The organism is Pseudomonas viciae (assembly GCF_004786035.1).
Classification (GTDB): Bacteria; Pseudomonadota; Gammaproteobacteria; order Pseudomonadales; family Pseudomonadaceae; genus Aquipseudomonas; species Aquipseudomonas viciae.
Genome location: NZ_CP035088.1, coordinates 1,675,768 through 1,696,806, shown reverse-complemented (window position 1 = coordinate 1,696,806; position 21,039 = coordinate 1,675,768). Strand labels below are relative to the sequence as shown.

General features: G+C 61.1%; 21 protein-coding genes. 13 read left to right on the top strand and 8 right to left on the bottom strand.

The features are described from left to right. Together EPZ47_RS07805 and EPZ47_RS07800 are read left to right on the top strand one after the other, a co-directional pair. Nucleotides 1-2,160: a type I secretion system permease/ATPase gene (locus EPZ47_RS07805; protein WP_135844257.1), complete on the top strand. Its 2,160-nt coding sequence runs from the start codon at nt 1-3 to the stop codon at nt 2,158-2,160. A 177-nt stretch (nt 2,161-2,337) separates the two neighbouring features. Next, nucleotides 2,338-3,702, top strand: a complete 1,365-nt coding sequence (locus EPZ47_RS07800; RefSeq protein ID WP_135844256.1) for an HlyD family type I secretion periplasmic adaptor subunit — start codon at nt 2,338-2,340, stop codon at nt 3,700-3,702. Between the two features lie 148 nt (nt 3,703-3,850). Here EPZ47_RS07800 and EPZ47_RS07795 read toward each other — a convergent pair whose 3' ends face one another. After that, nucleotides 3,851-4,447: a tRNA-uridine aminocarboxypropyltransferase gene (locus EPZ47_RS07795; RefSeq protein WP_135844255.1), complete on the bottom strand. Its 597-nt coding sequence runs from the start codon at nt 4,445-4,447 to the stop codon at nt 3,851-3,853. A 2-nt stretch (nt 4,448-4,449) separates the two neighbouring features. Further along, nucleotides 4,450-5,343 (bottom strand): LysR family transcriptional regulator, encoded by an 894-nt coding sequence (locus tag EPZ47_RS07790; protein ID WP_135844254.1) that lies wholly within the window; start codon nt 5,341-5,343, stop codon nt 4,450-4,452. A gap of 351 nt (nt 5,344-5,694) precedes the next feature. Between EPZ47_RS07790 and speB the strand changes: the two genes are divergently transcribed. The 4 genes from speB (at nt 5,695) to EPZ47_RS07770 (ending at nt 10,230) form a co-directional block, all read left to right on the top strand. After that, nucleotides 5,695-6,645, top strand: coding sequence for an agmatinase (gene speB / locus EPZ47_RS07785; RefSeq protein ID WP_003198979.1), 951 nt, complete (start codon nt 5,695-5,697; stop codon nt 6,643-6,645). 9 nt (nt 6,646-6,654) lie between these two features. Next, nucleotides 6,655-7,080, top strand: a complete 426-nt coding sequence (locus tag EPZ47_RS07780) for a YybH family protein (protein ID WP_135844253.1) — start codon at nt 6,655-6,657, stop codon at nt 7,078-7,080. Between the two features lie 54 nt (nt 7,081-7,134). Further along, entirely contained in the window at nt 7,135-8,646 is a 1,512-nt protein-coding gene (locus EPZ47_RS07775) for a purine-cytosine permease family protein (RefSeq protein WP_135844252.1), read from the top strand. Nucleotides 8,647-8,841: 195 nt separating this feature from the next. After that, on the top strand, nt 8,842-10,230 hold the full coding sequence (locus EPZ47_RS07770) for a sodium:solute symporter family protein (protein WP_135844251.1): 1,389 nt from the start codon (nt 8,842-8,844) through the stop codon (nt 10,228-10,230). 244 nt (nt 10,231-10,474) lie between these two features. Here EPZ47_RS07770 and EPZ47_RS30575 read toward each other — a convergent pair whose 3' ends face one another. Together EPZ47_RS30575 and ptrR are read right to left on the bottom strand one after the other, a co-directional pair. After that, nucleotides 10,475-10,603, bottom strand: a complete 129-nt coding sequence (locus EPZ47_RS30575; protein ID WP_003198971.1) for a PA1414 family protein — start codon at nt 10,601-10,603, stop codon at nt 10,475-10,477. Between the two features lie 139 nt (nt 10,604-10,742). After that, a complete protein-coding gene (gene ptrR / locus EPZ47_RS07765) occupies nt 10,743-11,636 on the bottom strand; it encodes a putrescine utilization regulator PtrR (RefSeq protein ID WP_135844250.1) in 894 nt (297 codons plus the stop codon). A gap of 103 nt (nt 11,637-11,739) precedes the next feature. On the opposite strand from ptrR, the gene EPZ47_RS07760 reads away from it, so the two are divergent. After that, complete coding sequence (locus EPZ47_RS07760; RefSeq protein ID WP_135844249.1) at nt 11,740-12,912, top strand: MFS transporter; 1,173 nt, start codon at nt 11,740-11,742, stop codon at nt 12,910-12,912. Here EPZ47_RS07760 and EPZ47_RS07755 read toward each other — a convergent pair whose 3' ends face one another. Together EPZ47_RS07755 and EPZ47_RS07745 are read right to left on the bottom strand one after the other, a co-directional pair. Further along, entirely contained in the window at nt 12,913-14,358 is a 1,446-nt protein-coding gene (locus tag EPZ47_RS07755; protein ID WP_135844248.1) for an NCS1 family nucleobase:cation symporter-1, read from the bottom strand. It abuts the gene before it with no gap. 388 nt (nt 14,359-14,746) lie between these two features. Continuing rightward, nucleotides 14,747-15,583, bottom strand: coding sequence for a CvfB family protein (locus tag EPZ47_RS07745; RefSeq protein ID WP_135844247.1), 837 nt, complete (start codon nt 15,581-15,583; stop codon nt 14,747-14,749). 329 nt (nt 15,584-15,912) lie between these two features. Here EPZ47_RS07745 and EPZ47_RS07740 point away from each other — a divergent pair, with 329 nt between their 5' ends. The 3 genes from EPZ47_RS07740 (at nt 15,913) to EPZ47_RS07730 (ending at nt 17,960) form a co-directional block, all read left to right on the top strand. After that, complete coding sequence (locus EPZ47_RS07740) at nt 15,913-16,101, top strand: hypothetical protein (RefSeq protein ID WP_025212437.1); 189 nt, start codon at nt 15,913-15,915, stop codon at nt 16,099-16,101. 195 nt (nt 16,102-16,296) lie between these two features. After that, nucleotides 16,297-17,013: a TorF family putative porin gene (locus EPZ47_RS07735; RefSeq protein ID WP_135844246.1), complete on the top strand. Its 717-nt coding sequence runs from the start codon at nt 16,297-16,299 to the stop codon at nt 17,011-17,013. An 80-nt stretch (nt 17,014-17,093) separates the two neighbouring features. Further along, nucleotides 17,094-17,960, top strand: coding sequence for a DUF6279 family lipoprotein (locus EPZ47_RS07730; protein ID WP_135844245.1), 867 nt, complete (start codon nt 17,094-17,096; stop codon nt 17,958-17,960). A 63-nt stretch (nt 17,961-18,023) separates the two neighbouring features. On the opposite strand, the gene EPZ47_RS07725 is transcribed toward EPZ47_RS07730, so the two are convergent. After that, nucleotides 18,024-18,416 carry a transcriptional regulator gene (locus EPZ47_RS07725; RefSeq protein ID WP_135844244.1) on the bottom strand — a complete coding sequence of 131 codons (393 nt, stop codon included), beginning with the start codon at nt 18,414-18,416 and terminating at the stop codon, nt 18,024-18,026. 184 nt (nt 18,417-18,600) lie between these two features. On the opposite strand from EPZ47_RS07725, the gene EPZ47_RS07720 reads away from it, so the two are divergent. From EPZ47_RS07720 to EPZ47_RS07710, 3 genes are all read left to right on the top strand, one after another. Next, the gene (locus tag EPZ47_RS07720) at nt 18,601-19,332 is read left to right on the top strand and encodes a DUF899 domain-containing protein (protein WP_135844243.1); all 732 of its coding nucleotides are present in this window, start codon (nt 18,601-18,603) and stop codon (nt 19,330-19,332) included. Between the two features lie 420 nt (nt 19,333-19,752). Beyond that, nucleotides 19,753-20,025 (top strand): hypothetical protein, encoded by a 273-nt coding sequence (locus tag EPZ47_RS07715; protein ID WP_135844242.1) that lies wholly within the window; start codon nt 19,753-19,755, stop codon nt 20,023-20,025. A gap of 52 nt (nt 20,026-20,077) precedes the next feature. Next, on the top strand, nt 20,078-20,245 hold the full coding sequence (locus tag EPZ47_RS07710; protein WP_178084241.1) for a helix-turn-helix domain-containing transcriptional regulator: 168 nt from the start codon (nt 20,078-20,080) through the stop codon (nt 20,243-20,245). A 90-nt stretch (nt 20,246-20,335) separates the two neighbouring features. Here EPZ47_RS07710 and EPZ47_RS07705 read toward each other — a convergent pair whose 3' ends face one another. After that, nucleotides 20,336-20,890, bottom strand: coding sequence for a hypothetical protein (locus tag EPZ47_RS07705; RefSeq protein WP_095962468.1), 555 nt, complete (start codon nt 20,888-20,890; stop codon nt 20,336-20,338). Between the last annotated feature and the right edge of the window lie 149 nt (nt 20,891-21,039).

The following is a 21,039-nucleotide window of genomic DNA, read 5'->3' as shown; positions in this document are numbered from 1 at the left end:
GTGACCAGCATGGAACCCGCAACCCCTGGCGCCGACCCGCGCCTGAATTTCGATGATCCCTTGCTGGACGGTCTGTTGATCCTCTGCAAACTCCATGGCGCGACGGTCAGTCGTGCCAGCCTCAGCGCCGGGCTTCCTATGGCGCACCAACGCCTGAGCCTGGACCTGCTGCCGCGCGCAGCGGCCCGGGCCAGCTTGCAGGCCCGGTTGCTGCGCCGGGACCTGGCCGACATCTCGCCGCTCAACCTGCCGGTGATGCTGATTCTGGCCGGTGGCCGCTGCGCCGTGTTGCGGCGCTGGAGCGAGGACGGCCAGGCGCTGATTCTGCCCAGCGAAGCCGATGGCGGCGAGCAATGGGTCAGCCGCGAGGAGCTGACCGCCGATTACAGTGGCCAGGCGTTATTCGCCCGGCCGCGCCATGAACTCGAAGACCTGCGTTCCCCGTTGGTGCCGCGGGTCGAGGCCTGGTTTCGCGACACCTTGAAACTATCGCGCTGGCTGTACAGCGATGCGATCCTGGCGAGTTTCCTGATCAACCTGCTGGGGTTGATGGTCCCGTTGTTCGTCATGCAGACCTACGACCGCGTGGTGCCGAACCAGGCGACATCCACCTTGTGGGTGTTGGCCGTAGGGCTGCTGATCGGCACCGGATTCGAACTGGTATTACGGGTGGTGCGCGCCCATCTGCTGGACACCGCCGGCAAGAAAACCGACGTGATTCTTTCCGCCACCCTGTTCGAACGCATCACCGGCATGGCGATGAAGGCCAAACCGGTGACCATCGGCGGGTTCGCCCAGAGCATCCATGACTTCCAGGGCCTGCGCGAGTTTCTCACCGCAGTGACCCTCACCAGCCTGATCGACCTGCCTTTCGCCGTGCTGATGCTGGTAGTCATTGGCTTACTGGGCGGCTGGCTGGTGGTGATTCCAGTGGTGGCTTTTCCGCTCACCATTGTCTTCGCGATGATCATCCAGGTGCGCCTGCGTGACACCGTGCAAAAAAGCCTCGCCCTCGGTGCCCAGCGCCAGGCCCTCTTGATTGAAACCCTCGGCGGCCTGGAAACCCTCAAGGCCTGCAGCGCCGAAAGCGAGCGCCAGCATCAGTGGGAAAGCACCCACGGCGCCCTCACCCGCCTGGACAGCCACGCACGCAACCTCTCGGCACTGGCGACCAACGGCACATTGTTCCTCCAACAACTGGCCGGCATGGCGACCATCGTCGCCGGGGTCTACAGCATCATCGCCGGCAACCTCAGCGTCGGCGCGCTGGTGGCGACCTACATGCTCGGCAGCCGGGTGCTGGCACCGCTGGGGCAAATCGCCGGGCTGATCACCCGCTACCAGCAAGCCCAGCTCACCATGCGCAGCACCGATGCCCTGATGGCACTGCCCCAGGAACGCGATGCCAAGCAACGGCCGCTGGATCGCACCCAATTGCAGGGCGCATTGGACGTCAATGGCGTGACCTTCCACTACAACGGCCAGAACACCCCGGCCCTTGCCAACATCAGCTTCAGCCTCAAGCCCGGCGAACGGGTCGGGATCATCGGCCGCAGCGGCTCAGGCAAGAGCACCCTGGCGCGCTTGGTGATGGGTTTCTATGCGCCGGAGGAAGGCCAGTTGCTGCTCGATGGCCTGGACCTGCGCCAACTGGACGTCGCCGACCTGCGCCAACAGATCGGTTATGTCGCCCATGACCTGCCGCTGCTGGCCGGCAGCCTGCGGGACAACCTGACCCTCGGCGCTCGCTACATCAGCGATGCGCGCATGCTCGAAGTGGCGGAACTGACCGGTGTCACCGAACTGGCCCGCCAGCATCCCCAAGGCTTCGACCGTCCGGTGGGCGAGCGCGGGCAGTTGCTCTCCGGTGGCCAGCGCCAAGCCGTGCTGCTGGCCCGGGCCCTGCTGCTCGACCCGCCGATCCTGCTGCTGGACGAGCCCACCAGCGCCATGGACAACAGCAGCGAAGACGTTTTGCGGCAAAAGCTACATACCCACATGCAGGGCAAAACGGTGCTGCTGGTCACCCACCGCACCTCGATGCTGAGCCTGGTGGACCGGTTGGTGGTGCTGGACAACGGCCGGATCGTGGCTGATGGACCGAAGGAAACGGTTATTGATGCACTGCGCAAGGGACGGGTGGGGTCGGCGGCGGTGTAAGCCCCTCTAGCTGTCAGCACAACACCTGTGGGAGCAAGGCTTGCCCGCGATGCAGGCGCCTCGGTTCCAGTGAGATCGCGTTAGCTTCATCGCGGGCAAGCCTTGCTCCCACAGATAACCCTCTCAAGCCACAGGTATGTGTTCGGCTTATTTCACTTAACTGACGGGTATCGCCCCATGTCTGCTCAAACACCCGATTCAGCCGCCCGAAGCTACTTCGGCAGTTTCAGCAAAAGCGCCGAAAGCGAGTTCATGCCGGAAACCGCCGGCGCCGCGCTGCAGGATTCGCCCCGGCGCTCACGCGTCACCGTGTGGCTGGCCGCGGGGCTGATCATCACCGGGCTGGTCTGGGCGAAATTGGCGGTCTTGCAGGAAGTCACCACTGGTGAAGGCAAAGCCATTCCGTCGAGCAAGATCCAGGTGATCCAGAACCTGGAGGGCGGTATCGTCACCGAGATTTTCGTGCGTGAAGGCCAAATGGTGAACAAGGGCGACACCCTGCTGCGCCTGGACGACACGCGGTTCCTGTCGAACAAGGGCGAGAGCGAGGCCGACCGCTATGCCTTGACCGCCCAGGTCGAGCGCCTGTCGGCCGAGGCCGAGGGCCGGCCATTCAAGCTTTCAGCCGAGGTGATCGCCAAGGCTCCGCAAGTGGCTGAGGACGAACGCTCGCTGTACGAACAACGGCAACGGCGCCTGGCCAGCGAACAACGGACCCTGACCGAACAACTGCGGCAGAAGACCCAGGAACTGGCGGAGTTTCGCTCCAAGCAAGGCCAGTTCAGCTCCGCCCTGGCCTTGCTGCAAGAAGAGATGAACATGTCCGCGCCACTGGTGCGCACCGGGGCGGTGTCGCCGGTGGAGATCCTGCGGCTCAAACGCAGCGCGGTGGAAATCCGCGGCTCGCTCAACGCCACCACCCTGGCCATTCCCCGCGCCGAATCGGCGATCAATGAGATCAAGAGCAAAATCGACGAATCGGAACAGACCTTCCGCTCCGAGGCAGCCAAGGACCTCAACGAGAAACGCACAGAACTGTCGAAAATCACCGCCTCGAGCATCGCCATCGATGACCGCGTGACCCGCACCACCGTGGTTTCGCCGGTGCATGGGGTGATCAAGCAACTGAAGGTCAACACCATCGGCGGCGTCGTGCAGCCGGGCAGCGACATGGTGGAAATCGTGCCTCTGGAAGACAACCTGCTGATCGAAGCCAAGGTCCGCCCCCAGGACGTGGCATTCCTGCATCCGGGCCAGAAAGCCATGGTCAAGTTCAGCGCCTACGATTACACGATCTACGGCGGGATGAGCGCCAAACTCGAACTGATCGGCGCCGACACCATCACCGACGACAAGGGCAACAGCTTCTACCTGATCCAGGTGCGCACCGATAAAAACCACTTGGGCGGGGATGCAAAACCGCTGCTGATCATTCCGGGGATGGTGGCGACGGTAGACATCATTACCGGGGAGAAGAGTGTGTTGGATTACTTGCTCAAGCCGGTGTTGAAGGCGCGGACGGAGGCGATGCGTGAGCGGTGACTTTTGCTGGGATATGCGCTGACTGAGCGGCCGCCTTCGCGAGCAAGCCCGCTCCCACAATGGATCTGCGGCAAACACAAATTTTGCGGCCACAGGCGATCAACTGTGGGAGCGGGCTTGCTCGCGAAGGGGCCAGCAAAGACACCCCTTATTTCTCAGCATGGTTACGCCGAAACGTCTCCTCCCCCATCGCCGCAATCTGCCCCTCGATCAACGCCTCGAACGGCCGCAACAAGGGCTCAAAACTGGTCGGTGCTTCAAGGGTCTGCAACGCCTGGACAATCGCCTCCACCGTCGACAACGCCCCCGGCCCCGGCGCCTTGCGCAAGCGATAACGGGACACCCCGCCTTCGGCCAAGGTCACCCTCGGCAACGCCGCCAGCAGCGGGTTGAGGTGCAGCAGCTTACGCGCCTTGCGCCAGGTGCCGTCGGGCACGACCAACAGCAGCGGCTCATCGGACGGAACATAAGCCTGCAGCGGCTGCGCATCGTCGCCGGGAAACAGCAACCGCGCCCGATAACCCGGTGGGTTGAGCAAGCTGGGTAAATCGTCGAACACCTCACCCACGATCAGCTCGGCATTATTGAGCCCCAACGCCGCCAAGCGGGCGGTGTTCAACGCGTGGTTCACTTCGCTGGGATGCTGCAACAGCAGGACCCGGGTGCGGCTGTCGAGGTTGGGGATCAGCGTGCACAAACAGTGGCTTTGTGGCCTGAGGCAGCGCGGACATTGGATTCTGGACATGATCAGGCCTGATTCAATTGAGCTTTGAGCAAATCACGGAACGTCTGGATCAGCGGCTCGCGGCTGCGGCCACGGCGCACGATCATTGAAAACGGTGCCTGATAACCGAAGGTCGCCGGCAGCAGCACGCGCAAATCGCCTTTGTCGGCCCAGGCCTGGGCGTAATGTTCGGGCAGGTAACCGATGTAGGCACCGGACAACACCAGGATCAACTGCGCCTCCATGCTCTCCACCGTCGCCGCGCTGTGCTTGAAACCGTGGCGAGCCAGTTCGGCCTGGCTCCAGTAACCGCGCCCGACCATGCGCTGCTGGGTGATGACTTGTTCGGGGATGCGCCGCTCGTTGAACAACGGATGGCGGTTACTGCAGTACAACCAATGTTGCTCGCGATACAGCGGCATGTAGACCAGCCCACTCATGCGCGTGGAAAACGCTCCGATGGCCAGATCCAGGCGGTTGTCCTGCACGCCGAGTTGCAGTTCATAAGGGCTCATGACTGACAGGTGCAGGTGCACCGCCGGATGCTCCTGGCTGTAGGCGCCAATGGCTTCGGCGAACGGCAAGGCCTTGTCGCTGACGGTGGAGTCGATCACCCCCAGGTTCAGGGTGCCACGCAATTCGCCCTTGAGGGCCGCGGCGTACTGTTCGAAACCTTCGAGCTCAGCCAACAGACGCAGGGTTTCCTGGTGGAACAACTCACCCTTGCTGGTCAGGCTGAACCCGCCCCGCCCGCGATGACACAGCACCAGGCCCAGGGCCGACTCGAGCTGGCTCATGTAGGTGCTGATGGCCGACGTGGAGAGGTTGAGTTCGTGCTGGGCATTGGCGAACCCCTGATGCCGGACCACGCTGACAAAAATGCGCAGCAGTTTCAGGTCGGGTAGAGCGTTGGCCATGGGGAACTCCAAATTACACAATACATAGAACTTGCCGTGCCCTTGTGGCGAGGGAGCTTGCTCCCGCTCGGCGGCGCAGCCGTCGCAAAACCTGGCGACGCAGTCTGCCTGATTCACCGAGGTGAATGGTTTTGGGGCCGCTTCGCTGCCCAGCGGGAGCAAGCTCCCTCGCCACAGGGGCACCATGTCCCCCAGACCACACGGGGTACTGCACTGGTTGGGAGTCTATCGTCCCATCTCGCATTAGTTTAGAAAAATCTGAACTAAGTATTTGCCCCCAGCGATTCTTCCACTCCCCCGCTTTTCGCAGAATCGGTCCCTGATAAATAAAACAACGATGAGGCCCTACCCGTGGACAAGATTCTTCACCAACCACTGGGCGGCAACGAAATGCCGCGCTTCGGCGGCATCGCCACCATGATGCGACTCCCCCATTTGCAAACCGCTGCCGGCCTGGACGCTGCGTTCGTCGGCGTACCGCTGGACATCGGCACCTCCCTGCGCGCCGGCACCCGTTTCGGGCCCCGGGAAATCCGCGCCGAATCCGTGATGATCCGCCCCTACAACATGGCCACCGGCGCCGCGCCATTCGATTCACTGTCAGTGGCCGACATCGGTGACGTGCCGATCAACACCTTCAACCTGCTGGACGCGGTGCGGATCATCGAAGAGTCGTACCACAAGATCCTCGAACACAACGTCATCCCCCTGACCCTGGGCGGCGATCACACGATTACCCTGCCGATCCTGCGGGCGATCCACAAGAAACACGGCAAGGTCGGCCTGGTGCATATCGACGCCCACGCCGATGTGAACGACCACATGTTCGGCGAGAAGATCGCCCACGGCACCACCTTCCGCCGCGCCGTGGAAGAAGGCCTGCTCGATTGCGACCGCGTGGTGCAAATCGGCCTGCGGGCCCAGGGCTACACCGCCGACGATTTCAACTGGAGTCGCAATCAGGGTTTCCGCGTGGTCCAGGCCGAAGAGTGCTGGCACAAATCCCTGGCACCGCTGATGGCTGAAGTGCGCGAGAAAGTCGGTGGCGGCCCGGTGTACCTGAGCTTTGATATCGACGGCATCGACCCGGCCTGGGCCCCAGGCACTGGCACCCCGGAAATCGGTGGGCTGACCACCATCCAGGCGATCGAAATCGTCCGCGGCTGCCAGGGCCTCGACCTGGTGGGTTGCGATCTGGTAGAAGTCTCGCCGCCGTACGACACCACCGGCAACACCTCGCTGCTGGGCGCCAACCTGCTGTACGAGATGCTCTGCGTACTGCCCGGCGTGGTTCATCGCTGAGGTGCGCCCATGAGCGAACAGGAGCAGGTCCTCAAGGCCGCCGCCGGGCTGGTGGCGGCCTTCGCCCGCAATGACCGCGACGCCTACTTTGGCGCGTTCACAAGCGATGCGAGTTTCGTGTTCTACACCCTCGAACAGCCCCTGCTGTCACGCGATGCCTACCAGGCGTTGTGGGATCGCTGGCGCTCCGAGGATGGCTTCGAGGTGCTCACGTGCACTTCAAGCAACGCCTTCGTCAGCCTGCAAGGGGACGTGGCGATTTTCATCCATGACGTGGCCACCGAGCTGCGCATGCAAGGGGAGCGACACTTTAGCCAGGAGCGCGAAACCATCCTGTTCCGCAAACAGGCAGGACGCGCACAAGAACAACAGGGCCTATGGCTGGCCTGTCATGAACATTTGTCCGCAATGCCGGAAGGGCTGCCACCCCCTTAGCCAAACAGGCGACGCTCACACACGATGAGTGCGCCTTGATGATCGGAGCAGATCATGAATAACAATAACGATAAAAGCCTTACGCAAATTGAAACCAACGGGGTCGAACAGATCCCGGACCACCAGCGAACCGCCGGCCCGGGGGACTTGTTTCGCCTGATCTTCGGTGGCGCCAATACCTTTGCCACCGCCGTGCTCGGCAGTTTCCCGGTGCTGTTCGGCCTGTCGTTCCAGGCCGGTGTCTGGGCGATTGTGCTGGGGGTGTTGGTGGGGTCGATCATCCTCGCCCCCATGGGCCTGTTCGGCCCGCTCAACGGCACCAACAACGCGGTTTCTTCCGGAGCGCACTTCGGCGTGCACGGGCGGATCGTCGGCTCATTCCTGTCGTTGCTGACCGCCATCGCGTTCTTTTCGCTGTCGGTCTGGAGTTCCGGGGATGCATTGATCGGCGGTGCCAAGCGGTTGATCGGCATGCCGGAAACCGACCTGAGCCTGGGCCTGGCCTACGGCCTGTTCGCCTTGCTGGTCTTGACCGTGTGCATCTACGGCTTTCGCTTCATGCTGTGGGTCAACCGCATCGCCGTGTGGGCCGCCAGCCTGCTGTTCCTGCTGGGTATCCTGGCCTTCGCGCCGACCTTCGACAGCCAGTTTGCCGGCACCGTCAGCCTTGGCCAGCCGGGCTTCTGGGCGGCGTTCATCGGCGCGGCGCTGGTGGCCATGAGCAATCCGATCTCCTTCGGTGCGTTCCTCGGTGACTGGTCGCGCTACATCCCGCGCAATACCCCCAAGCGCCGCATCATGCTGGCGGTGATCGCCGCGCAACTGGCGACGCTGATCCCGTTCCTGTTCGGCCTCGCCACCGCCACCATCGTGGCGATCAAGGCACCGGACTACATCGCCGCCAACAACTACGTGGGCGGCCTGCTGGCGGTCTCGCCGAGCTGGTTCTTCCTGCCGGTGTGCCTGATCGCGGTGATCGGCGGCATGTCCACCGGCACCACGTCGCTGTATGGCACCGGGCTGGACATGTCCAGCGTGTTTCCACGGGTGCTGTCGCGGGTCAAGGCGACGTTGCTGATCGGCGTGCTATCGATTGCCTTCATCTTCATCGGCCGCTTCGCCGCGAACCTGGTGCAGAGCGTGTCGACCTTCGCCGTACTGATCATCACCTGCACCACCCCGTGGATGGTGATCATGATCATCGGCCTGCTGGTACGGCGTGGCTTCTACTGCCCGGATGACCTGCAAGTCTTCACCCGCGGCGAAACCGGCGGGCGCTACTGGTTCAGCCACGGCTGGAACTGGCGCGGCCTGGGGGCGTGGATCCCCAGCGCACTGGTGGGGCTGTGCTTCGTCAACCTGCCGGGGCAGTTCGTCGGGCCGCTGGGCGAACTGGCCGGCGGGATCGACGTCAGCCTGCCAGTGACCCTGGGCCTGGCCTCGGTGGTGTACCTGGTGCTGCTTGCGGTGTTCCCAGAGCCGGCGGCGGTGTATGGGCCGGATGATCCGCGTAGCAAGGACGCTTCGGCGCCCATCGATAAACCCGCCCTCAGGCAAACCGCCTGATCCGAGACAACGAAATACCTGTGGCGAGGGAGCTTGCTCCCGCTGGGCTGCGCAGCGGCCCCAAGCTTTTAGCGGTTGCTGCGCAACCGAGCGGGAGCAATCTCTGGCCACAAAAGCGCGTTCGCACTGAGGCTGCAGTGCCAGGGACAGCACCGCCTCGTCCCATACAAAAAAGACAATCGGAGACACGCCATCATGGCTTTGGATTTAATCGTCGTTATTATCTACGCCGCAGGGATGATCGCCCTGGGCTGGTACGGCATGCGCCGCGCCAAGACCCGTGACGACTACCTGGTCGCCGGGCGCAACCTCGGCCCGGGCTTTTACCTGGGCACCATGGCCGCCACCGTCCTGGGTGGTGCATCTACCATCGGCACGGTGCGCCTGGGCTACGTCTACGGCATTTCCGGGTTCTGGCTGTGCGGTGCCATCGGCCTGGGCATCGTCGGCCTGAGCCTGTTCCTTGCCAAGCCGTTGCTCAAACTCAAGATCTACACCGTGACCCAAGTGCTGGAGCGCCGCTACAACCCGGCCGCGCGCCACGCCAGTGCACTGATCATGCTGGTTTATGCGCTGATGATCGGCGCCACCTCGACCATCGCCATCGGCACCGTGATGCAGGTGCTGTTCGGCCTGCCCTTCTGGGTGTCGATTCTGGTGGGCGGCGGCGTGGTGGTGCTGTATTCCACCATCGGCGGCATGTGGTCGCTGACCCTCACCGACATCGTGCAGTTCTTGATCATGACCGTCGGCCTGGTGTTCCTGCTGATGCCGATGTCCATCGTCGACGCGGGCGGCTGGGATGCGATGGTGGCGGCGTTGCCGGCCAGTTACTTCGATTTCACCGCGATTGGCTGGGACACCATCCTCACCTACTTCCTGATCTACTTCTTCGGCATTTTCATCGGCCAGGACATCTGGCAGCGGGTGTTCACCGCTCGCAGCGAAGGCGTGGCGAAAGTCGCCGGCACCGCCGCTGGCTTGTACTGCGTGCTGTACGGCCTGGCCGGGGCGTTGATTGGCATGGCGGCCAAGGTGTTGCTGCCGGACCTGGAAAACGTCAACAACGCCTTCGCCAGTATCGTCCAGACCAGCCTGCCCAACGGCATACGCGGGCTGGTGATCGCCGCAGCCCTGGCGGCCTTGATGTCTACCGCCGCGGCGGGCCTGCTCGCGGCGTCCACCACGGTGGTCCAGGACTTGTTGCCACGCTTGCGCCAGGGTCGTGAAAGCGGCAGTGGCGACGTCCACGAAAACCGCATTGCCACGCTGTTGCTGGGGTTGGTGGTGCTGGGCATCGCCCTGGTGGTCAGCGACGTGATCAGCGCCCTGACGCTGGCTTACAACCTGTTGGTGGGCGGTATGCTGATCCCGCTGATCGGCGCCATCTACTGGAAACGCGCCAGCACCGCCGGCGCGATCACCAGCATGTCGCTGGGCTTCTTGACCGCGCTGTTCTTCATGCTCAAGGACGGCCTGGACGCGAACACGCCGATCTACTACAGCCTGAGCGTGGCGCTGGTGAGCTTTGTGGTGGTGAGTGTGTTGGCGCCGCGGCCGGGTGTGGTGGCCAAGGCGATCTGACCGGTACGACGCAGTACCCGTGACGAGGGAGCTTGCTCCCGCTGGTGCGCGAAGCGCGCCCAAAAGCCAGGCACCTCGGTGTACCAGATCAGGTTGAGGTGGCTGGTTTGGGGCTGCTACGCAGCCCAGCGGGAGCAAGCTCCCTCGCCACAGGTTTAGCTACACAATAAAAAAGATCGCAGTCTCAGGCTGTTTCAACTGAAACAGCCTGAGACTGCGATCTCTCCAATAATCTGCGGTGTGTTTACCGGCGGCGCGGTTGGCGGCGGCGTTGCTCGTCATCGGTGCGGATCGGTACCGGTTGCATTGGCGGCTCGATCAGCCCCAGCGCGACACCCAAGTCGTGAAGCCAGTTCTGGATTTTCTCTTTCATCGTGGTGCCCCCTCAGGGTGGTGCGAGCGGCAGAATTCTGTGGCCCCTTCGCACTGATAATAGTCCGATGTGCTACGCAATGCTCGTCTCTGTTTGCAATGATCTGTTACTGAATTGATCCAAATCCACCTCCCGGAGTTCAAGCCGATTGCGCCGCCATCATGGAGGCACGCGGCCAGGCTTGTTGCTGCAGTTCGATCCAGGCGTTGAGGTTGGCCCCAACCATCCCTTTGCGCCACATCAGCCAAGTGGTAGCGCTGGCAAACGGCTCGGCCAGCGGATGCACCGTCACCCGCTCGCGGCCCGGCAGGCTGGCGAGCATCGACTCGGACATCAGCGCCACCCCGGACCCGGCGATTACACACGCCAGCATCCCCTGGTAAGACTCAATTTCCATCGCCCGGCCCATGGTGGCATGGTCGTGGGCAAACCAGGCTTCCAACCGCATCCGGTAGGAGCAACCACGCCGGAACGTGAACACCGCGCGGCCCTGTACATCCAGCGCGCTGCGTACCGGCGCATGATCGGCTTCGGTAATCAGCACCAACCGCTCGTCGCATAACGGCACGCCATCGAGCCCCGCCAGCTCCAGCGGGCCATCCACCAACGCCGCGTCGAGACGATTGGTGAGCAAGCCTTCGAACAATTCGCCACTGGGCGCGGATTGCACCTGCAGGTTCACCGCCGGATACGCCCGGTGATATGCCGCCAACAGGTCCGGCAAATGCGTCGCCGCCGTGCTGTACATCGTGCCCAGCAGGAAATCCCCGGCCGGTTGCCCGCCCTGCACGGCCGCATGGGCTTCGTCATGCAAGGCAAAGAGCTTGGCTGCATAGTCCAGCAGGACTTTTCCCGCCGGCGACAACTGCAAACGCTGACGCTCGCGCAGGAAAAGGTCCACACCCAGTTGCTCTTCAAGCTGCTTGAGCCGGGTCGAGAGGTTCGACGGCACCCGGTGCAGGCGCTCGGCGGCCCGGGTGATGGAACCTTCCTCGGCCACGGCCTGGAAAATCCGTAATTGGCTGAACTCCACGACATTCTCCAAAAAAGAACAAGTTACTCACTATTATTCATTTTTAATGAAAGTCAATCGGTCCTAGCCTGACGGTCATTCGCCTCAACGCTGGAGAACGACCATGTCACCTCTAATTCGTCTGCTCGGCAGTTTCATCGCCCTGATGATGGCCATGGGCATCGGCCGCTTCGCCCTTACGCCCCAGTTACCTCATTTGATCGGCGAAGGTCAGCTCGACTTGACCGCCGCCGGTCTGATTGCCGCCGCCAACTACCTGGGGTATTTCCTCGGCGCATTAGACGCCATGTTCGCTCGCCGTCCGGAACAGGTACGTCGGCGTTTGCTCGGTGGCCTTTGGCTGTGTGGGCTACTGACCCTGGCGTCGTTCTGGGCCTGGGGTTTCTGGCCGCACCTGGCATTGCGTTTCGGCACCGGTGTGGCGAGCGCCTGGGTGCTGGTGATGATCACCGCCCTGAGCCAACCCTTGGCTGCGGCGGCGGGACGCCCACGCCTCGGTGCCCTGGTGTTTGCCGGCCCGGGGCTGGGGATTTTCCTGACCGGTTTGCTCGCCTTGGGCTCGAACCTGCTGGGCCAGACCTCCGCGACCCTCTGGCTGGTGTATGCCGGCGTGGCACTGGCGACGTTGCTGGTGATTCTGCCGATCCTGCCGCAACCCGCCGCAGCCGCCACCGTTGCCGCGCCGACTACCCCATCGCCGAACCGTGGCATCGCTCGCCTCGGCGTGGTGTACGCCCTGTACGGCGTGGGCTACATCATCCCGGCCACCTTCCTGTCGCAGATGGCCTCGGCGCAGTTCCAAGGACAATGGCAGGCCGACCTGTTCTGGCCCTGCTTCGGCCTGGCCGCGGCCACTGGCGTGTTGCTGGTGAGTTTGCGTCGACCAGACCCAAACACCACCGGCCGCTGGCTGATCGGTACGCTCTGGCTGCAGGCCGCCGGGGTGTTCGCCTGCCTGCTGGGCAGCGGGCCGGGACTGGCGTTGGGGGTCATTCTGTGTGGCGGGCCTTTCCTGGCCTGCATGCAACTGGTGATGCTGCGCTCCCGGGAACTGGCGCCCCACGCCACCCAGCGCAACGCCGGGCTGCTGACCGCCTGCTTTGCCGTGGGCCAGCTCAGCGGACCGTTGTTGGCGGCGCTGAGCAGCCACTTCAGCGGCGGCCTGCAACCGGCGCTGATCATTGCCGGCAGCGGCCTGGTGTTGGCCGGCGGGCTGTTGCTGCGGCCCGCCAGCCGGGGGGCGGAGAACCCTTGCGCCCAGACCGCCCTGCGTTGATCAGGCTTGGCTGAGCGATGAACTCAAGTGCGCGACCGGCTCGCGTCGCGCCAAGGCGAAATACAACACCCCGCCGAGGAAGCAACCGGTGAACCAGGCGAAGTTGGCCATCGGTTGCAGCAGTGGAGTGAAGGTGATCGCCACGCCCATCAGCGTCGCCGGAACCAACGCCTTGACCGCCGTCCAGTTGATGCCGCCACTGTAGTAATAACGCCCGCTCGGGCCGTCATTGAACAGCGCATCGACGTCAATCTGCTGCTTCTTGATCAGGTAGTAATCCACCAACAGGATCCCGAACAACGGGCCGATGAACGCCGCCAGCACGTCCAGGGTGTAGTGGATCACTTCGGGGTTGTTGAACAGGTTCCACGGGGTGATGAAAATCGAGGCCAGCGCCGCGATCATGCCACCGGCCCGCCAGCTGATTTTGCTGGGTGCGACGTTGGCGAAGTCGAACGCGGGGGAGACAAAGTTGGCGACAATATTGATGCCGACGGTGGCGGTCACGAAAGCAAAGGCGCCCAACAACACGGCCACGTCGTTGTCGATGCGTGCCACGGTGGCGATCGGGTCGTGGAGCATTTCACCGAATACCGGCAAGGTCCCGGAAACAATCACCACCGTCACCAGGGAGAACGCCAGGAAATTCACCGGCAGGCCCCAGAAATTGCCCCGACGCACGTCGGACATGCTCCGGCAGTAACGGCTGAAATCGCCGAAATTCAGGGTCGGGCCGGAAAAGTACGACACCACCAACGCCGTCGCCACAATCACCTGGCCGAAAGCCTGCCAGCCGGACAAGGACTTTTCCGCCAGGGTGAAGCTGATGTTGCTCCAACCGGCCTTCCAGACGATCCAGCCGGCCAACAGAAACATCACCGCGTACACCACCGGCCCGGCCCAGTCGATGAAACGCCGGATCGACTCCATCCCGGTCCAGAACACCAGCGCCTGGACGAACCACAGGCTGAGGAAACCGAACCAGCCCAGGTAGGACAAACCGGCAAACTGCGGCGTGGCATAGACTTCCATTGCAGGAAAAAACCGCAGCACCACAATGATCAGCGCGCTGGAAGCCAGGTACGTCTGAATGCCGTACCAGGCCACGGCGATCAAACCGCGGATCACCGCAGGAATATTCGCTCCAAACACCCCGAACGCCAGCCGACAGATCACCGGATACGGCACCGCTGCTTGCTGGCTCGGCCTGGCAACCAGGTTGGCAATCAACTGCACGATGCAGATCCCGCCTAACAACGCGATCAACACCTGCCAACTCGCCAACCCCAACGCGAACAGACTGGCGGCAAACACATAGCCGCCCACGCTGTGCACATCACTCATCCAGAACGCGAAGATGTTGTACCAATTCCATTTCTGCGGCAGCGGGCCCAGGTCCTCGTTATAGAGGCGGGGGCTGTAGCCGTTGGGCAATTGCTCGGACATTGCGGGGCTCCTTTTGAGTACCGCCGTGCCCCCGAGTCAACCTGTTCACCATACTGCGCACGGGAGCCGGCATGGTTTGTATACGCGTTGCCACGCAGAATGCGTGCCATAGGCGGGAAAGTTGAGACAACCCGTGGTGTGCAGCGGGGGTTAAAGCCGAGCAAGAGCAGGCATGCGCCCACGAACAGGGCGCGGGTGCATGCTAAAGGTGCAGGATTTTGTATACAGAGAGGGCTAATCTGTGGCGAGGGAGCTTGCTCCCGCTGGGCTGCGAAGCAGCCCCAAACCCGGTGAACTCAATCAAACTGACACACCGAGGTGGCCTGTTCGGGGACGGCTTCGCGCCCCAGCGGGAGCAAGCTCCCTCGCCACCAAGGGTTGCGTGCAGTTAGCTCAATTCAATGCGATCAGCATGAATGACAATCTGCCCATTCTTGTACAGCGCACCAATGGCTTTTTTGAAGTTGCCCTTGCTCACGCCAAACAGGCTGCTGATCAACACCGGGTCGCTCTTGTCGCTGACCGGCAGGGTGCCGTTGTTCTCACGCAACTTGGCGAGGATCTTGGCGTTCAGGCTGGTGGCAGCTTCCTGGCCCACTGGCTGCAGGCTCAAGCTGATCTTGCCGTCCGGACGGATTTCCTTGATGAAACCTTTTTCCTGTTTGCCGGCGCGCATGAACTTGAAGATTTCGTTCTTGTGAATCAGGCCCCAGTGCTTGTTGTTGATAATCGCCTTGAAGCCCATGTCGGTGGCTTCGGCGACCAGCAAATCAACTTCCTGCCCCGGCGTGTAGGTGGCCGGTGTCTTGTCCAGATAACGATCCAGGCGCGCCGTGGCGGTGATGCGCCGGGTGTGCTTGTCGAGGTAGACGTGCACCACGCAGTACTCGCCGGCGCTCATCTGGCGCTTTTCTTCGGAATACGGCAGCAGCAGATCCTTGGGCAGGCCCCAGTCCAGGAACACGCCGATGCTGTTGACCTCAACCACTTTCAGGCTGGCGAACTCCCCGACCTGCACTTTTGGTTTTTCGGTGGTGGCGATCAGTTTATCGTCGCTGTCCAGATAAATAAAAACATTGAGCCAGTCTTCATCTTCGCTGGGAATATCCTTGGGGATATAACGGTTGGGCAGCAGAATTTCGCCGTCCGCGCCGCCGTCCAGATATAAACCGAAGTTAGTGTGTTTAACCACTTGCAAACTGTTGTAGCGCCCGACTAAAGCCATTTCCAATACCCTCATTGCGTGGGCGGCATTCTACCCGGTTTTGCCGCGCGATTCGTGGGCGCAGGCAAAAGGCCCGGTGCAACCGTTGATTTTCCTGGGTTTTCGCCCTCGGTGCGGCCATTCGTCAGGCAGGGACCGGCTGGAAACGCCCGCCATCGGCGGTATATCCCACCCACGGTTGTTAGTTAAAACAGTGGCTTAGGGCAATAATTGCAGGATAAACCAGCCTTTCTTCCAGACTCGCCACGGATAAATCAGAAGGATATTTGCCAAGCTATTGTCAAGTATTTCCTGTACGATACCTGGCCCAATTAATTATCTTTAGGTTAATGGCCGTCATGCGCGTAAAAGCATCCAACAGCAAATCAAAGCCAGCTCCAGCCGTTGAAACCAGCGAGTCGATCAACGACCAGATCGCTGCGTTCCTCAAGTCCGGCGGTGAGATCCAGCAAATTGCCAAAGGCGTCAGCGGCCAGACTTTCGGCCCGTCCAAGCAAATCAGCCTGGGCAAGAAGTAACCCGCGCCTCACCTGGTCCCAAAGCGCTTTGAGCTTCGAAGCGCTTGGACTGGAACCCTTCCCCGCTCTACCCATTTCGTATCAATCGACGAACGGCCTTCGCTGCCGAGTATTCGCCGGTATCCTTGCACCTGTCTAGCTCAAGCGTTTCAGCTTAGTTACCGTCCCTGCTCCTCGCTAACTCTGGAGTGAAGCATGCGCATTCCTGTTGTCCTGCTGCCGATCAGCCTGCTGACGTGCTCCCTCGCCCAGGGGCAGGTGTTCCAGCGCGAACTCGGCGCTTTCGATCTCAAACTGGGTACCACCCCCAGCCGCAGCATGGCCCAGGGCCTGGTCACGCCCTCGAGCACCGGTTCGTTTCATGGCGGCCTGGACCTGAGTCACGACAGCGGCTGGTACGTCGGCCAGTGGTCACCCAGCGCCGGCCTGACCTCGTCCGCCGAGCTGGAAATCGATTCCTACATGGGCTTTAAACAACCCTTCGACCAGACCCTGGGCTACGAAGTCGGCCTGATCCATTACAGCTACCCCACCCTTGATACCCTCGACAGCCAGGAGTTCTTCGGCGGGCTGACCGTGCTCGGCAGCCGTTTTGGCGCCGCCTTCAGCAACGACCCGGATAAACAGAACAGCACATTGTTCGCAGACCTGGGCGGGAACGTGCCGTTTGGTATTGGCGTCAGCGCCAAATACACCACCCACCAACTCAACACGCCCGTGTCGGTGGACGATGGCTATGTAGGCAGTTTCAGCGACTGGTCGTTGAAAATTTCCCGGCCTTGGAAAGGCATCGACTTGGACCTGATCTACAGCGACTCAAGCCTCAGCGGCAGCCGTTGCTCCGCGTACTCCGGCCATAACAGCGAATGCGACGGCCTGTTGACCCTCAAGATGGCGCATCCTTTTTACTAAGCGTTACGTATTAATCGGCTGAACTGCCGCGCGCCTGCCATGCTCAAACAAGACTCTTACGTTTTTGCAAGGACTCGCTCATGTCGCGCTGGTTCGCACGCACCGCCCTGTTCATCGCCCTGTTGCTGATACTCACCGCCTGCAGCCGCGTGGGCCTCGCCTACCGCAACCTCGACCTGATCATCCCCTGGACCCTCAACGATTACCTGGACATCCGAGGTGAGCAAAAAGACTGGTTCAATGAACGCCTCAGGGACCACCTGACCTGGCATTGCACCACCCAGTTGCCCGGCTACCTCGACTGGCTGGACCGCTTGAAAAGCATGGTGCAAGCCAATCAGGTGAGCGACGAAGCCCTGCAACAGCGCACTCGGGAAGCCAAGGCCGCCATCGCCGAAACCGCCCGGGCAATCACCCCATCGGCGATCGAACTGCTACAAGGCCTGAGCGACGAACAAGTCGATGACATGGACGCCGCTTTCGTCAAGGACCAGCGTAAACGCCAGCAGCAGTACCTCAAGCCAACGCTGCAACAGCAGATCCAGGAACGCGGCGAACGCATGGAAAAACGCCTGAACGACTGGCTCGGCCCGCTCAACGATGCCCAACGCCAACGCGTGGTGGCCTGGTCTACCGCACTGGGTGATCAGAACCAGCAATGGATCGCCAACCGCGCCCACTGGCAGAACCAGTTCAGCGAAGCCGTGGCCCAGCGCCACAGCCCTGACTTTGCCAAACGCATCGAGCAACTGCTGGTCAACCGCGAAAGCCTCTGGACCCCGGCCTACCGCGAGGCCTTCAGCAAAACCGAAGCCCAGGCCCGCAGCCTGCTGGTGGACCTGATGGCCGAAAGCACCCCGCCCCAGCGTGAACGACTGCTGAAAAAAATCGACGGGGTGAAGAAGGACTTCAGTGATTTGAAGTGCCTGAAAGCAGCGCGCTCCTAAACCCATCACAAAACCCAATGTGGGAGCAGGCTTGCCCGCTCCCACAGAGTCTGCGCTCAGCCGTCAGGCAATCTGCGCCTTCGAAGCCAACTCATCAAACGTAAACTCATCCAGCGCATCGTCCTGATCATCCAGCACCTGGCGCGGATGATCATTGCCCGGGATGCTACTGTCGATCAGGCTCAACAACCGCGAACCACGCGGCGTCAGCACAAAGTTCTCGCCATTACCGCCCTCTTCCTCCGGCCGAGGCTCGATATAGTTACGCTCCAGCAGCAACTTTTCGTACTCCCCGGCGACCGCTTTCAGATGATCGAGGTTCTCGATCTCCTCGCCTGCAGCCGCTTTCTCTGCCGCGTACTGCTCCGCATAAGGCCGAGGGGTAAAGCTGTGGCCGGCGCCGTTCTGCACTTCGTGCAACAACCGTTCGATCAAGTCCCAGTTATAAGTCGTCATCCTGGTCCATCCTCCAAAGAGTGAGATGCCTACTTAAGGTGTGACCGAGGCGCTGCGCCGCCGTTCAGCCGGGCTTCCGGGCGGTCTATGCCTTGCACCGACCAACGGCCTGTCGAATTGCGCCAAGGCCAAACGACCACCTGTTGAAAGCCGATTTCACAGCTCAGCCACAGGAGAAATCACCATGAACGTCGAGAACCATCCAGTCGTCTCGCGGGAAGAATGGCTCGCAGCCCGTCGCCAACACCTGGCCCACGAAAAAGCCTTCACCCGCGAACGAGACAAACTCAGCGCCGAACGCCGCGCCCTGCCCTGGGTAAAAATCGAAAAACCCTACCGCTTCCAAGGCCCCCACGGCGAACTGAGCCTGGCCGACCTGTTCGGCGGCCGCAGCCAACTGATCATCTACCACTTCATGTTCGGCCCCGGGTGGACAGAAGGCTGCCAGGGCTGCTCGTTCCTGTCCGACCACATCGACGGCGCCAACCAACACCTGGCCCACCACGACGTGGCCGTAGTGGCCGTCTCCCGCGCCCCGTTCGCCGAATTCCAGCCGTTCAAACGCCGCATGGGCTGGAAGTTCGACTGGGTCTCCTCAGAAGGCTGCGACTTCAACCCCGACTTCGGCGTCACCCTCAATGCCGAAGACGTCGCCGCCGGAAAAGCCACCTACAACTTCGAAAAAACCGACACCACCGAAGGCGAACTCCCAGGCCTGAGCGTCTTCTATCGCAACGCAGCCGGCGACATCTTCCACACCTACTCCACCTACGCCCGTGGCCTGGACATATTGGTCGGCACCTACAACTACCTCGACCTGACGCCCAAGGGCCGCAACGAAGACGAAATCATGGACTGGGTGCGGCATCACGATAAATACGACGAGGCCAAGCCCCACGGCTGCTGCCACAGCTGACGCGCCAACCCGCCCAGTCGAGCGCGATCCCTGTGGCGAGGGAGCTTGCTCCCGCTCGACTGCGCAGCAGTCGCCTGCTTTGCCTGAACCAAAGCCGACAACTGCCAGGCCAAAGGTCCTACATGAAGCTCGGAAAGCGGTGTCTTGTAGCTCAAGAGCGGATCGCCCTATAGTCCCTCGTCGCCCAAAAAGGCGATTCGGGTTTGGCGACTCGATTACAGAGAATGCGAACGCTACCGGCTGATTGCAGGTACCGACGCACCCGCAAAGCCGCTATATTCCACGGCGGCTGTGCGCGGGAGATCTTCGGATCTGCCGGTTTTCTCTGTAACCGGTTCGCCAACCTGCGCACAGCTACCACCCAATCGTTTGGCGACGACTGAGTGATGGCTTTCAGCCCATCAAACAGAGATCTTCAAAATGAATCGTTACATGCCCATCACTGGCATCGACTGCGTCCCCGCAACGTTGCTCATCGATACCGAAGCTCCGCTGGACGTCCTCTTCGAAACCGCCGACTACCGCATCCGCACGGTGACCCAGGTGCTGGAAAACATCGCGTTCCGCTCGGATATCAGCTCCGATACGGTGGTACTTTCGGACTTTTGCAAGCTGCTGACGATATCGCTTCGCGATGGATGTGATGTGTTGGATGTGATTGGGAGGCGGCTGCGAGCGCAAGTTGCTGAATAACGAAAACGGGCGACCTTTGGGTCGCCCGTTTTTCACATACGCGGAGAGCAAAATGATTGAGACCTTTACAGAATTTGACCCCGCAGAATATCTCAGCACACCAGAGGCCATTGCGGAGCTCATGAGAGATGCCCGGGAAACCGACGATACAAGCTATATCGACAAAGCGATGGAAGTAGTCGCAAGCGCCAAGGGAAGGATCGAACTGTCCGGGGAATGAAACACCTCGTTATGGGACAGACCACATTTTCTTTCTAAAAAACTGCACAGATAACGTGGTCTGTCCCCGCCCCCCCTTTTTCTCAGGACACTATCTTTTAATAATTATTGGAATGATCATCGGCGAAGGCGGTGCGGGTGGATTGATCATGCCTTCGCTTTTCACCACCGATACACCTTTGTTTTTAATCGCTTCGAACAAACGCTCCGTGGCCGCCGAATCAATATAACCACCCTCATCAATTGACGCGCTCAGCGCCAACTGACGCCGTTCCTCGGTTAACTGGAGCTGGCTAGTGCGAAAAAAGGTATGCAGGGCGACTGTTCTAAGCGCAGATAGATTCACGTGAGCGATTTCGACATATTTCAGAGCCTTGGCGTCCCATCCCTGCACATACAGATCATTTACGGTTAGCGCATAAGTGCAAAAATAGTAGGTACCGGTGTTCGAATCGGGGGTTGAGATGATCAAAGAACACCGACCATGCTGAAGAATGGGGCTCGTCAACTCTGGATAGTCTTTGACGAGTTGGGTGGGGAACTGTGTTCGGTCGTAGTAGATGGTGGCTTTGTCGTAAGGGGTTGTGTTACAGGCTGACAGTAGCGCCGTAAAAGTCAGGAGAAGCGAGATTTTTAAATACTGCATTAAATAACGCCCATTAGAAAACCGATAAGTAAAAACACGCCACAACGCCAGTTTCGAAAAACAGCAAAAAAGCAGAGACAAACCATCTTTACTATCTAAACAACTTGTGCCCCTTCAGAATCCGTCCCTATTTTGGACCCTTCTGCGCC